The organism is Moorena producens PAL-8-15-08-1, assembly GCF_001767235.1.
Classification (GTDB): domain Bacteria; phylum Cyanobacteriota; class Cyanobacteriia; order Cyanobacteriales; family Coleofasciculaceae; genus Moorena; species Moorena producens_A.
In genome coordinates, this window is the sequence record NZ_CP017599.1 from 3886200 (window position 1) to 3898932 (window position 12733).

Annotated in this window: 11 protein-coding genes; 6 read left to right on the plus strand and 5 right to left on the minus strand. The window is 44.0% G+C overall.

Annotated features, from left to right (window positions below):
- The first annotated feature begins 135 nt into the window (after window positions 1-135).
- The 3 genes from sufC to BJP34_RS14390 are packed head-to-tail and all read left to right on the plus strand — an operon-like array spanning window position 136 to window position 3537.
- Window positions 136-924, plus strand: a complete 789-nt coding sequence (gene sufC, locus BJP34_RS14380) for a Fe-S cluster assembly ATPase SufC (RefSeq protein ID WP_070392943.1) — start codon at window positions 136-138, stop codon at window positions 922-924.
- On the plus strand, window positions 924-2273 hold the full coding sequence (sufD, locus tag BJP34_RS14385; RefSeq protein ID WP_070392944.1) for a Fe-S cluster assembly protein SufD: 1350 nt from the start codon (window positions 924-926) through the stop codon (window positions 2271-2273). The genes sufC and sufD overlap by 1 nt, the downstream gene beginning before the upstream one ends.
- 1 nt (window position 2274) lies before the next feature.
- Window positions 2275-3537 (plus strand): SufS family cysteine desulfurase, encoded by a 1263-nt coding sequence (locus tag BJP34_RS14390; protein WP_070392945.1) that lies wholly within the window; start codon window positions 2275-2277, stop codon window positions 3535-3537.
- Window positions 3538-3676: 139 nt separating this feature from the next.
- Here BJP34_RS14390 and BJP34_RS45590 read toward each other — a convergent pair whose 3' ends face one another.
- Complete coding sequence (locus BJP34_RS45590) at window positions 3677-3829, minus strand: hypothetical protein (RefSeq protein WP_168166509.1); 153 nt, start codon at window positions 3827-3829, stop codon at window positions 3677-3679.
- A 6-nt stretch (window positions 3830-3835) separates the two neighbouring features.
- Between BJP34_RS45590 and BJP34_RS14395 the strand changes: the two genes are divergently transcribed.
- Window positions 3836-4582 carry an Rpn family recombination-promoting nuclease/putative transposase gene (locus BJP34_RS14395; protein ID WP_229424362.1) on the plus strand — a complete coding sequence of 249 codons (747 nt, stop codon included), beginning with the start codon at window positions 3836-3838 and terminating at the stop codon, window positions 4580-4582.
- Window positions 4583-4849: 267 nt separating this feature from the next.
- On the opposite strand, the gene BJP34_RS14400 is transcribed toward BJP34_RS14395, so the two are convergent.
- Window positions 4850-4993: a plasmid mobilization protein gene (locus tag BJP34_RS14400; RefSeq protein ID WP_070392622.1), complete on the minus strand. Its 144-nt coding sequence runs from the start codon at window positions 4991-4993 to the stop codon at window positions 4850-4852.
- Between the two features lie 67 nt (window positions 4994-5060).
- Between BJP34_RS14400 and BJP34_RS14405 the strand changes: the two genes are divergently transcribed.
- Both BJP34_RS14405 and BJP34_RS46425 read left to right on the plus strand, forming a co-directional pair.
- Window positions 5061-6275: an RNA-guided endonuclease InsQ/TnpB family protein gene (locus BJP34_RS14405; RefSeq protein WP_070392621.1), complete on the plus strand. Its 1215-nt coding sequence runs from the start codon at window positions 5061-5063 to the stop codon at window positions 6273-6275.
- Between the two features lie 360 nt (window positions 6276-6635).
- Window positions 6636-7193 carry an IS630 family transposase gene (locus BJP34_RS46425; protein ID WP_070392946.1) on the plus strand — a complete coding sequence of 186 codons (558 nt, stop codon included), beginning with the start codon at window positions 6636-6638 and terminating at the stop codon, window positions 7191-7193.
- Window positions 7194-7556: 363 nt separating this feature from the next.
- Here BJP34_RS46425 and BJP34_RS14415 read toward each other — a convergent pair whose 3' ends face one another.
- From BJP34_RS14415 to BJP34_RS14425, 3 genes are all read right to left on the minus strand, one after another.
- Entirely contained in the window at window positions 7557-10427 is a 2871-nt protein-coding gene (locus BJP34_RS14415; RefSeq protein ID WP_083305170.1) for a tetratricopeptide repeat protein, read from the minus strand.
- On the minus strand, window positions 10428-10883 hold the full coding sequence (locus tag BJP34_RS14420) for a hypothetical protein (protein ID WP_070392948.1): 456 nt from the start codon (window positions 10881-10883) through the stop codon (window positions 10428-10430).
- Between the two features lie 690 nt (window positions 10884-11573).
- The gene (locus tag BJP34_RS14425; protein WP_158517211.1) at window positions 11574-12635 is read right to left on the minus strand and encodes a hypothetical protein; all 1062 of its coding nucleotides are present in this window, start codon (window positions 12633-12635) and stop codon (window positions 11574-11576) included.
- Window positions 12636-12733: the final 98 nt, after the last annotated feature.

Genomic DNA, 12733 nt, shown 5'->3' on the forward strand with positions numbered 1-12733 from the left:
TGGTCTAATATTTATTACACCTGCTAACAACCTTCAACCTGGTAACCTTAAACCTGATAACATTCAACCTTAAACCTGATAACATTCAACCTTATAAAAATACTTCTGGGATAAAGCATTTATTATCAAGTCGAAATGATTAGTGAAACTAGTGAAATAATATTGTCTGTTCGGGATTTGACGGCAGATGTGGATGGTAACCAGATTCTGAAGGGATTGAATCTGGAAGTTAAGGCGGGGGAAATCCATGCGATTATGGGACCGAATGGTTCTGGTAAGAGTACTTTGTCTAAGGTATTAGCGGGTCATCCAGCCTATGATGTAACGGGAGGCGAGGTAAGTTTCTTAGGGCAAAATCTGTTGGAAATGGAGCCGGAGGAACGGTCTTTGGCTGGGGTATTTCTGGCGTTTCAGTATCCGTTGGAAATTCCTGGTGTCAGTAATTTAGATTTCTTGCGGGTGGCTTACAATTCCCGTCGCAAGCACAAGGGATTGGAAGAAATTGATACATTTGATTTTGAGGATTTAGTTGAAGAAAAGCTGGAAATTGTTAAAATGAATCCCAGCTTTCTAGAGCGTAGTCTAAATGAAGGCTTCTCTGGAGGAGAAAAGAAGCGGAATGAGATTCTCCAAATGGCACTTCTAGAACCTAAGCTGGGGATTTTGGATGAAACGGATTCTGGCTTGGATATTGATGCCCTCAAGATTGTGGCCAATGGGGTGAATCAATTGGCAAGTGCTGAGAATGCCATGATTTTGATTACTCACTACCAACGTTTACTGAATTATATTGAGCCGGATTTTGTTCATGTGATGGCAGATGGCCGTATCCTCAGGACTGGTAGCAAGGAGTTGGCTCTAGAGTTGGAATCCCGTGGCTATGACTGGGTGCTAGAAGACGAGACTGCTGAGGTGAGTGTCTGATGACTATGGAAGTTTCTGTAAAACGGGAGGTTTCTTATTTGTCGGCACTGCTAGAGCAATGTCGCCAGGATAATCCAGTTGAGATGGATTGGTTACAAGAGCTAAGTAACCACGCTAGGGGGATTGCTCAGGAGTTGGCGATTCCCACCACTAAAGATGAGGAATGGCGGTTTACGGATTTGTCGCCACTGTTGCAGGAGACCTTTGAGGCTGCTGTAGCTGTTGATACAAGCACCTTGGATATTAGTCCAGTAGTTTTGCCAGAGGCGATTAACAGTCGCTTAGTATTTGTAAATGGGATTTATGCCCCTGAGCTATCCTCTGTGGCTGGGTTGCCTGAAGGGGTGTTTGTGGGGAATTTGGCCGAGTTGCCATCAGAGTATCAGAGCCGAATTGCTGATTATTTGGGCAAGCAGCAGGGGGCAACCGATGTGTTTACGCTGCTCAATACTGCTGGTTTAACTGATGTGGCGGTGATCTGGTTGCCGAGGAATACTGAGGTGACGGTTCCCATTCATCTGCTGTTTGTTTCTATGGCTGATGGGGTGCCTAGGCTGTTTCAGCCCCGTTGTTTGGTAGTGGCGGAGGCCGGTAGTCAGCTGAGTTTAGTTGAAGAGTATTGGCAAGGTCAAGAGGAAAATAGCGCCCAGGGTGTTTATTTGACCAATTCCGTGACCGAGGTATGGGTTGGGGAGAATGCCAGAGTGACTCATATCCGGGTTGATGGGGAAAGTAACCAGGCTTTCCATGTGGGCAAGAGTGCGATCGCACAAGCTCGGAATAGTTTTTATAGTTGCCATGGGGTAGCCTTTGGAGGGAAGTTATCTCGCCATACTCTGGAAGTGTTTCAGATGGGTGAAGGAACCGAAACGATTCTAAATGGCTTAACCGCGATTAGTGAGCAACAGTTAGCAGATACTCATAGTGCGGTGATGTTGAATCATCCCAATGGGATCAGTGATCAGCTGCAAAAGTGCATTATAGATGGTAGTGCTCATGCGGTGTTTAATGGTAAGGTTTCTGTTCCTCAACCAGCCCAGTTGACAAATGCAGCTCAGTTGAATCGTAATTTGTTGCTATCGCCGAAGGCTAGAGTTGATACCAAGCCTCAGTTGGAGATTACAGCTGATAATGTCAAATGTTCCCACGGTGCTACAGTCAGTCAGCTGGAAGCGGATGAAGTCTTCTATTTGCAAAGTCGTGGACTAAAGGAAACCGATGCCCGTAACCTGTTGATTGATGCGTTTGTAGCAGAAATACTCAATCAAATTCCCCTAGCTTCTCTTCGCCAAAGACTTTCGGAAATAGTCATTAGTTCAAAACGGGAACGGAATAACGTTCAACAGTAAAATGACCTTAACTCAAGAAAAAACCATTGCTGATCAAGTCCGGGCTGACTTCCCTATTTTGCACCAGGAGGTTAACGGTAAACCGCTGATTTACTTCGATAATGCGGCTACTGCCCAGAAACCGGTAGCGGTACTGGATGCACTGCGCCACTACTACGAAATGGACAATGCTAATGTTCACCGAGGTGTCCATACCCTTAGCACTAGAGCGACAGACGGTTATGAGGGGGCACGGGATAAGGTAGCTAGTTTTGTAAATGCCCAGTCACGACAAGAGATTGTTTTTACCCGCAATGCTTCGGAAGCGATTAACTTAGTGGCTTACAGCTGGGGTTTGGAAAATCTGCACCAGGGAGATGAAATTATTCTCTCGGTGATGGAACACCACAGCAATCTGGTGCCTTGGCAAATTATTGCTCAGAAAACTGGGGCGGTACTAAAGTATGTGGGATTGACGGAGACTCAGGAGTTTGATTTACAACAGTTCCGACAGCTGATTTCTGAGAAAACCAAGCTGGTAAGTGTGGTTCATGTTTCCAATACTTTGGGATGTATTAATCCGGTAGAGGACATTATTGCGATCGCACACGACTATGGCGCTAGGGTAATGATTGATGCTTGCCAAAGTGTCCCCCATATGCCCATTGATGTCCAAGCTATGAATTGTGATTGGCTAGTGGCATCCGGTCATAAAATGTGTGCTTCCACAGGGATTGGTTTTCTGTATGGGAAACTGGACTTACTCGAAGCGATGCCTCCATTTTTAGGTGGTGGTGAAATGATTGCAGAGGTATTTCTGGACCACTCCACCTATGGCGATTTACCCCATAAATTTGAAGCAGGGACACCAGCCATTGCTCAAGCGATCGCACTTGGTGCTGCGGTAGACTATCTGACTGGCTTGGGTATGGATACTATCCATAGCTATGAAGAGGAATTAACGGCTTATTTGTTTAAGCAGTTGCAGGAAATTCCCGATCTAATCATGTATGGTCCCCAACCAACAATAGATGGTAAAGGTAGGGCAGCCTTAGCAACATTTAATGTTAAAGGATTGGATGCTAGTGATGTGTCTACGCTTTTGGATCAAGACGGTGTAGCAATTCGTTCTGGAAATCATTGTACTCAACCTTTGCACCATCGTTTAGGAGTCACTGGTACAGCACGAGCTAGTTTGTATTTTTATAATACTCTTGAAGAGATTGATCAGTTTATTGTGGCGTTGAAAGAAACAATAGAATTTTTTAGAAGTGCTATGGAGTGAATCTAGCAATTTGGGTGAGGTAAAAATTTCTGGGTTTTAGGGAGTAGGGAGCAGGGAGCAGGGAGCAGGGAGCAGGGAATAGGGAATAGGGAAAAAATATATAGCAATTATCTTTCCCATGAGGTACAAATGGATCCCCCTAAATCCCCCTTAAAAAGGGGGACTTTGAGAATGAATTGTTATAATTTTTAATCAGAAGTTCCCGACTCCCGACTCCCGACTCCCGATTCCCGATTCCCGACTCCCGACTCCCGACTCCCGACTCCCTATTCCCTATCAGCCATAAAAGCATTTTGATATGGTTTTCCCGTTGCCAGATAAATACATTGACCTGCTCACGGATTTCGGCTTTAAACGTGTCTTTGGCACTGAGCCAAATAAGGCACTGCTAATCGACTTCTTAAATACTCTGTTGCCTCCTCATCATCACCTGAAGGATGTCACCTTTAAGAATCCAGAGTTTTTGGGCAATACTTTAGTGGATCGAAGGGCTATTTTTGATATTTATTGTCAGAGCGAGACTGGTGAACGGTTCATCGTAGAAATGCAGAAGGCTAAGCAAAATTTGTTCAAGGATAGAAGTGTCTATTATTCTACTTTCCCGATCCAAGAACAGGCGCAACAGGGATTTTGGAACTATGAGCTCACGGCAGTTTATACGGTTGGCATTTTAGATTTTGTATTTGATGACCACAAGCACGATTCGGAACTGCTACATGTGGTGGAGTTAAAAAATCAGCACTGTGAAGTGTTCTACGATAAGCTCAAGTTTATTTATGTTGAGCTACCTAAATTTACCAAGTCTCTTGAGCAGCTGGAGTCCCATTTTGACAAGTGGTTATTTTTATTCAAACACCTAGCCCAGTTGAATGAACCCCCATTACCGTTGCAAGAGGATGTGTTTGCCCAACTATTTGATGTGGCAGAAATTGCCAATTTCTCATCTACAGAGCAAGCGCTGTACCAGGATAGCCTAAAGGTCTACCGGGATATGTACAATGTTACCCAAACCTTGATTGATGAAACCTTGGAACAAGGTATATAGCAAAGAAAGGGATAGTTAGGACATAATAGAGGAGGCGCGTAAGTTAGTAAGGGGAGGATGTCACTTATGCAGAACATTTGTACTAAATCTCTAGTCCCCTCATGGGTATAAGCTTGATTTGATGGTACATACTTCATCTGTTCTGCAACCCAAGACCTGCTCCCGTTAGTAAGGAGGACAAATGCCATCACCCTAAGCGCGATGATTTTAGCTGGCCGGTAAAAGAAGCCCCACATCCTGATGCGTAGCATAGGTGTGGGATGAATTTTACACAGAGTCCTTGGGATCGGGAAAGCGAGCTATTAAACTTCTAAGTACCTCAGATTGGTTCATTCCTCTCTTCTCTGCCTCTTGTGCTAATTTTTTCTTTTCGTATTCGGTTAAACGGATTGTCATTTTTATAGTTTTCATTTTGACTTGCCATTTGGCTGGTTGTGTTATCTATTAATGATAGGTCGAAAAACAGAGGACAGCAACAATGAGAGCAGCCTATCAATACCGGCTAAGATTGACTAAGTCGCAAGAAACGGAAGTAGAAAGATGGCTGGACATGCTCCGATGTCAATATAACTACTTACTGGCGGACAGGTTTAACTGGTATGAACAAAATCGCTGCTCTATTAACTCTTGTCCTCTTGTTTGTTATTTGCCGGATTTACGAAATAATCCCGACTATTTTTCCCAGAAAAAGACTCTACCTCAACTAAAGAAGGATAGACCTTGGTACGGAGTTGTTCAATCTCAAGTTTTACAAGATTGCGTAAAGAGAGTTGATCTTGCCTTTAAACGATTTCTTAAGGGTGACAGCAACGGAAAGAAAAGTGGGAGACCTCGATTTAAGGGAAAAAACAGATATAAATCGTTTACATTCCCTTCGCTTTCCAAAAATCCAATACAAGGAAATATTTTGACTCTTCCAAAATTCGGGAAAGTCAAAATGATTTATCACAGACCCATTCCAGAAGGTTTTAAGATCAAGACAGCTACTATAACCCGTAAAGCAGATGGGTATTATGTTACGCTGTCGATCCAAGATGATACTGTACCCGACATTATTCCAGTAGATGGTGTAATTAACCCTGTCGGGATAGACATGGGTCTCAAGTCTTTCCTGGTGAAGTCGGATGGTTCAGAAGTCCCTATCCCTCAGTACTATCGGAAAGCTCAAAAGCGTCTAAAGAAAATCCAACAATCTGTCAGTAGATCGAAGAAAGGGAGTATTAACAGGAAAAAGGCTGTTAACAGACTAGGGAAGGCACACAAGAAAGTAGCGGATACAAGGAAAGACTTTCATTTCAAGACCGCCAAGGAGTTACTAGACAATCACGATCTAGTTGCCCATGAAAAGCTAAATATTAAAGGTCTAGCTAAAACTAAACTAGCTAAATCTGTGTTAGACGCTGGATGGGGACAATTTCTGTCTATATTGTCAGTCAAAGCCGAAAATGCTGGACTGGTAACAAAAGCAGTAAATCCCAGAAATACAAGCCAGAACTGTTCTAACTGCGGGAAAAGAGTACCGAAGAAACTAAAAGACCGCATCCACTCTTGTCCTCATTGTGGTTATGTAGCTGACAGAGATGTAAATGCGGCGATCAATATATTGAATTTGGCGGTGGGGCATCCCGTCACAAGTAAAGCTTACCGAGTAACCGAAGGGATACCTGGTGTTGGTAAGAAGCCCACACTGTAATCTTTGATTCAGTGTGGGAGTATGTCACAGAAAAGGCGATTGCCGCCGTAGATCGTGGTGAGAAAAAAAGCCATATCTGCCGAATGTTGGGTAAAGCGTCGAAATACTTTAGACTTGTGGCTAAAAGCCAGAGCTGAAACGGGAAGCTTTAAAGCAAAGCGAAACTATAGTAGAGGACCTGCCCCAAAAATTCAAAACTTAGAGGTGCGACCCAAGGCCGGGTTCCCCGGCCTAGGAGGCGCGCACCTAAGGAATTTCGCCAATTTGCGTGCATAAATGGTGGCAAAACTCAACAACAGATGGCCGAAAAATGGCAAGAAAAAATTAGTCGCATTACTATAGGTAAAGCTTTAAAACGCATTGGTTTTACCAGAAAAAAAAACTTACGGTTACAGAGAAAGAAATGAAGAACAACGAGCCGAGTTTCTTAACTATATCAGTCAATATGCTTACCAGAGATTCGTTTATGTCGATGAAGCAGGAGTCGATGATACAGAAGATTATCCCTACGGTTGGTGTGATAAATCTCAACGATACTACGATCTAAAATTGGGACATAAAACAGAACGCATAAGCCTGATAGCTGCTTCATGTTGTCGTCAAATTATTGCCCCGATAACTTTTACAGGATACTGCAACACTGAACTGATTAAGATGTGGGTAGAATTTTTTCTAGTACCCGAGTTATTACCTGGACAAATAGTGATTATGGATCAGGCTAGTTTTCACAAATCGGCTCAGATAAAACAATTAATTGAAATGGCAGGATGTGAACTGGTATTTTTGCCCCCTTATTCACCTGATCTTAATAAAATTGAGAAATTTTGGGCAAGACTTAAACACCATTTGAGAAAAACTCTTGATCAATTTGATGGTTTACAGAATGCTATCGATAATGCTTTGCGACTTTTGTCCTAACCAACTCTTTCTCTGCTATAGAACAAGGTATAGAACAAGGTATTAAACAAGGTAGAGCAGAAGGTAGACAGGAAGAAAAACAGCAGATTGCTAAGCAGATGAAGGCCGCAGGGTTACCCGCTCAGGATATTGCCCAATATACGGGGTTGAGTATGGATGAGATTGATCGGTTGTAGGTTTAAATTGCTTCAAGAGCTACAAATTCCTGGGTTTTAGGGAAAAATTGTTGCTTAGATAGGCGAACTGAAATACCGATAATCCCCCAACACGGTAATACAAGCCTTTTTTGTTACCATCGCGATGTTCCCCAGGAACCGCATTCGCTCCGGAAGCGTTCGCCAAGCGTGCCCAGCGGAAAATGGGCTAATCGTGTTTTTGTAGAACTGTAAGTTGTAGGGTTGTGAGATTGCGGTTGATCTGGAGAGTATTGGGATGAAATTTACCTAATACCTGCTCGGCTATTTCTAGTGCCTGACGATAGAGGGGTTCGGCTTCTGAGTACCGCCCCTGGTTTCTGTACAGTAAAGCCAGGTTGTTGAGGCTGGATGCTACATCTGGGTGGTTTTGACCCAGTAGCTGTTTAAAAAGGTCTAAGGCTTGTAGGTAGAGGGGTTCGGCTTCTGAGTACCTACCCTGGTTATAGTACAGTCCTGCCAGGTTTTTGAGGCTGGTTGCTACATATGGGTGGTTTTGACCCAGTAGCTGTTTAAAAAGGTCTAAGGCTTGTAGGTAGAGGGGTTCGGCTTCTTGGTACCGCCCCTGGTTATAGTACAGTCCTGCCAGGTTGTTGAGGCTGGTTGCTACATCTGGGTGGTTTTGACCCAACAGCTGTTTCGTCAGCTCTAGTGCTTGTAGGTAGAGGGGTTCGGCTTCTGAGTACCTACCCTGGTTATCGTACAGTCCTGCCAGGTTGTTGAGGCTGGATGCTACATCTGGGTGGTTTTGACCCAGTAGCTGTTTAAAAAGGTCTAGTGCTTGTAGGTAGAGGGGTTCGGCTTCTGAGTACCTACCCTGGTTAGAGTACAGTCCTGCCAGGTTGTTGAGGCTGGATGCTACATCTGGGTGGTTTTGACCCAACAGCTGTTTCGTCAGCTCTAGTGCTTGTAGGTAGAGGGGTTCGGCTTCTGAGTACCTACCCTGGTTATCGTACAGTCCTGCCAGGTTGTTGAGGCTGGATGCTACATCTGGGTGGTTTTGACCTAGTAGCTGCTTCTTCAGCTCTAGTGCTTGTTGTAAGAGGGGTTCGGCTTCTTGGTACCGCCCCTGGTTAGAGTACAGTCCTGCCAGGTTGTTGAGGCTGGTTGCTACATCTGGGTGGTTTTGACCCAGTAGCTGTTTAAAAAGGTCTAAGGCTTGTAGGTAGAGGGGTTCGGCTTCTGAGTACCTACCCTGGTTTCTGTACAGTCCTGCCAGGTTGTTGAGGCTGGTTGCTACATATGGGTGGTTTTGACCCAGTAGCTGTTTAAAAAGGTCTAAGGCTTGTAGGTAGAGGGGTTCGGCTTCTGAGTACCTACCCTGGTTTCTGTACAGTCCTGCCAGGTTGTTGAGGCTGGTTGCTACATCTGGGTGGTTTTGACCCAGTAGCTGTTTAAAAAGGTCTAAGGCTTGTAGGTAGAGGGGTTCGGCTTCTGAGTACCTACCCTGGTTATCGTACAGTCTTGCCAGGTTGTTGAGGCTGGATGCTACATCTGGGTGGTTTTGACCCAGTAGCTGTTTAAAAAGGTCTAAGGCTTGTAGGTAGAGGGGTTCGGCTTCTGAGTACCTACCCTGGTTATCGTACAGTCTTGCCAGGTTGTTGAGGCTGGTTGCTACATCTGGGTGGTTTTGACCTAAACGGTGTTGCCTAACTTCCAAACATTGCTTTAACCAAGGCTCTGCCAGTTTGTAGAATCCCTGACCATTATAGAATCTACCTAATCCAATAAATGACAAAATTAAATCCTCATCCTCTAACCATTGTTGTAGTTCTGTTGCTGCTTCTGCTACGTGAGGTATGGATGGTGCTATTCCGTCTACCTGCTCTTTTGTGGGACTTTGAGGGAGAGACTGTGCTTCAAGTACCATTACCTTACAGAAACTCTGTTTAAGCTTCTCCCCTTCCGGCATCTGTTCGAGTTTACTTCGGAAATATTTACGTACTAATTGGTGTAATTGATAATTCTCTTGCTCAGTTTCACGAATTAAATTCAAACCCAATAAACTGTATTCTATTACGTCTTTCCAATCTCTAACTTCTAGAGATTTATCCTTTCTTGAAGGAATCAGTGATGAAATCAGGCGTGAGAATGTTGGAAACCAACGCTGTAGGATAGAGTCTTGACTAGTATTAGTTATAGATAAACAGGTTTCGACTAGTGTCCATTTTATTGGAGCTAAGGCAAAGAGGCTTAACAAACATCCCAACCACTGGCCTTGAGAGTCTAACTCCTCCCAGCTCAACGCTAAGGCTGCTTCTACCCCTCTTTGAGCTGTCATTCCTCCCGATGGCTTCAGTTCATTTAGCTTTTCCTCCAATTCCTGTACCATCCTGGCCAAGGTCCAATCAGACCGTCTTTTGAGGAAACGTCCTACTAACTCCAATCCCAGAGGTAGGTATCCTAGGTCGTTACAGAGTTGAGAGGCTACTTTTGATTCTTTTTCCAGTCTTGACTTACCGATAAAAGAAGTTAACAACTCCAAGGCTGCTTTCTCATCTAACACCTCTAGGCGCAATTGTTCAAAGGACTCTGATAACCAATATTTACGTGTCGTTATTAGTACTTTGAAACGGGATTCCTGAGGTGGTAGATAGCCTTCAATATCCTCATAGTCTCTAACATCATCCAGAATGTACAGGACATCACCATCTAAAGGCGGCCACCGAGACCAACAGTAGTCTAACTGCTCTGATAACTCCCAATCTTCAGGAGGATTAAGATTAAGCTGAGACTTGGCAAAACTCAGCAATTGTTCTCCCGGATTGGATGCTTGTACCTGTATCCAACAAATACCAGCGGGATAGGTAGATTGCTGTTTCTGGCGTTGAGCATACTGTATGGCAAGTTCAGTTTTGCCTACTCCAGCCATACCAGTCACAGTAGTGATAGCAATGCGCTCCTTTTCTTGAAGCTGTTGGTGTAGGTCTTTTAGTTGTTCGTTCCGACCGACAAAATTGACTACTCCACTGCGTACTCTAGCTAAATTATTAGGATTAGCAACTGGGATTTGGTTAACCTGCTCTCCAGGCGACTTCAGCTAATCTTGAGGAGGATTAGTGTAGTTGTTAAAGTTGAAGGTAGGATTACTACCAGTTCCTTTAATGACTGGACCTTTGTTTTCAGTGTTGGAAGTTACATTACCACCAGATACCTTGTTGTAATTTACCTCACCACCAGAGACTTGCCAAATTTCCCTTTGCCCTTGGTTCAAATTATCGATTTCCCTTGCTAATATTTCAATCTCCTGGGCAAATTGAGAATCAGCTGCCATCGCCTCTTGCAAATAGTAAGATACAACTTTTAAATCAGTTTCTAAACCTCGTTCAGCACCTAGCAAAGCTGCTTCAGCCGTGGGATTACTCTTTAACTTATTAATAATCTTCTCGCGCAGGGGCTGAGCTTTTTCTATCGCTGTTTCAGTGACCTTTTCTACTGTAGTTTCCGCAGCTTTGGTACCGATAAAGGCTAGGGCGGCAATGGCTAGAGGTTCCATATCTGAGTCAGTAGGGCAGATTAACTAGGGCTACGATGAGTACTACACCATTACTTATTTGTCTTCCGGATTAATTCTGATCATATTAGAGTTGATGCCTAGGTCTTACCCTAGGGCACCTCTGTATTTAGTGTGCAGATGAGCTTGTCACGTGGCCGATCGCCTTATTTGCCTATCTCCACTCTTAGATTGCTTTCCGGAAAGCGTAAAAAAAAAGATAGGAGTATTTTTTGCTCTATTCTTTCCCATATCTGAATCATAACCAGTTAAACCTCGTAGAAAATTCCCTTATTGCTTTCCGGAAAACAATAAAAATCCATTTTGATGGCGTACTTAGACCTGTCAACTTCATGTACTTGGGCATGTCCCCGACACACAACCCAATTCTAATTCCAGGACTCAACCCTGTTCCGCTGCTTGAATTCTAACAACATAACTAGTTCCAATAATAGTCACCTGCATCCATGAAGCTATTGCTTAAAACTATTGCGTAAAGAGGCGAACTGAAGTACCAATAACGCCCATTTTTGGAAGTAACATCACTTAGTGTTTCCGCAGATCTTCTAGTACCGGGATAGTCCGGGTGGCAAGCTTACCTTTTGTGTTCCCAAGATTTGGGAGTGCATAAGGGTGGGAGTGGGTCGCCTTGGGAGTAGAGGCAGAGGAATAGGTAGTTTGCTAAGGTGATCCCTACTTCTGATAGCAAGTGTATATATATTTTCCCCCAGCACCCTTGTTTAGGTCTTTGTTAATCCACTCCCAGCCGGAACCACAAACATTGCCAGCCGAAGATCTACTAGTAAACTTTATCTCTTTGATGGGGCTGTTTCCATCCGTCCGGTAGCAAAAATAGATATAGTCCCCCTTAGCACCCTTGTTTAAGTCTTTGTTAATCCACTTCCAACCGGAACCACAAATGTTACCAGCTGAACCGCTACTGGTCACCCTCAAGTCCGTGATTGGAGTGGTTCCACCACGGTCGTAACACAAGTAAATGTAGTTCCCCCCTGAGCCCTGGTTTAAGTCCTGAGAAATCCAGGTCATGCCGGAAGGGCAGCGATTCCCTGATGATCTCTCGCTCGAAACATACAGGTCGGTAATGAACGCACTGTTATCTGGTTTTGGAGGCTGCTTTGTTGGCTGAATAATATTGATACTAGATATTTCTTTGCCGTCTGCCCTTAAAATTAGTTTGTCACTAACAGGCGATATTTTTTGTCCGATTCCATTGCTGCCCAGATTAACAGTAAGCAGATAATGAGTTGGTTTTGCTAAATATGCACTGACATCTTCTTCTTGGCTACCGCTCCTTAATACTAGCTGTAGTCCCCCTTGATCGAAGTCATATCCAGCAATTTTTAGTTCGGATCGCCTTTGAGGAGGTAAAGACAAATTGATTGAACTGGGATTGACTTGGCATAATTCGGGCTCGCGAGAGCTGGGAATGAGCTGTATCCCTACCTGACTTGCTAGACTGTTTCTCAAGTCGATTAACTCATAACGCGCCCTGACTCTAGCAAAGTCAAAGTTGCAGCGAAATTCGGCTCCTGCACTAGCAATTCCCTCTTGTATTATTCCGTTTATTTCGTTTTTAATCGTTGACTGAGTCTCACTGATTATTTCGTCTCGCGTTTCCTCCAAAACTTTCTGCCAATCAGACGATGCTCTGTCTAGCGTGCCAATTGCCTTGTCTAAGACTTCTATGATTTTGTTTATTTCCCCCTTGTACGGCGCTGCACACGAAGAGGTCAATACTGTTAAGAACAGCAGTATAAAGCCCAAAAACCTTATTTTCACTCCAACCTCCTAAAATAAGACATACATTTTGGTGGGCAAACTGAAACTACCCA

Excerpts from the sequence above, each read along its gene's own strand:
- BJP34_RS45590 (WP_168166509.1), bottom strand. The coding sequence starts at position 3,829 with ATGCTTTTATGGCTGATAGGGAATAGGGAGTCGGGAGTCGGGAGTCGG.
- BJP34_RS14400 (WP_070392622.1), bottom strand. The coding sequence starts at position 4,993 with ATGAAAACTATAAAAATGACAATCCGTTTAACCGAATACGAAAAGAAA.
- sufD (WP_070392944.1), top strand. The coding sequence starts at position 924 with ATGACTATGGAAGTTTCTGTAAAACGGGAGGTTTCTTATTTGTCGGCA.
- BJP34_RS14395 (WP_229424362.1), top strand. The coding sequence starts at position 3,836 with ATGGTTTTCCCGTTGCCAGATAAATACATTGACCTGCTCACGGATTTC.
- BJP34_RS14405 (WP_070392621.1), top strand. The coding sequence starts at position 5,061 with ATGAGAGCAGCCTATCAATACCGGCTAAGATTGACTAAGTCGCAAGAA.
- BJP34_RS14420 (WP_070392948.1), bottom strand. The coding sequence starts at position 10,883 with ATGGAACCTCTAGCCATTGCCGCCCTAGCCTTTATCGGTACCAAAGCT.
- BJP34_RS14390 (WP_070392945.1), top strand. The coding sequence starts at position 2,275 with ATGACCTTAACTCAAGAAAAAACCATTGCTGATCAAGTCCGGGCTGAC.
- sufC (WP_070392943.1), top strand. The coding sequence starts at position 136 with ATGATTAGTGAAACTAGTGAAATAATATTGTCTGTTCGGGATTTGACG.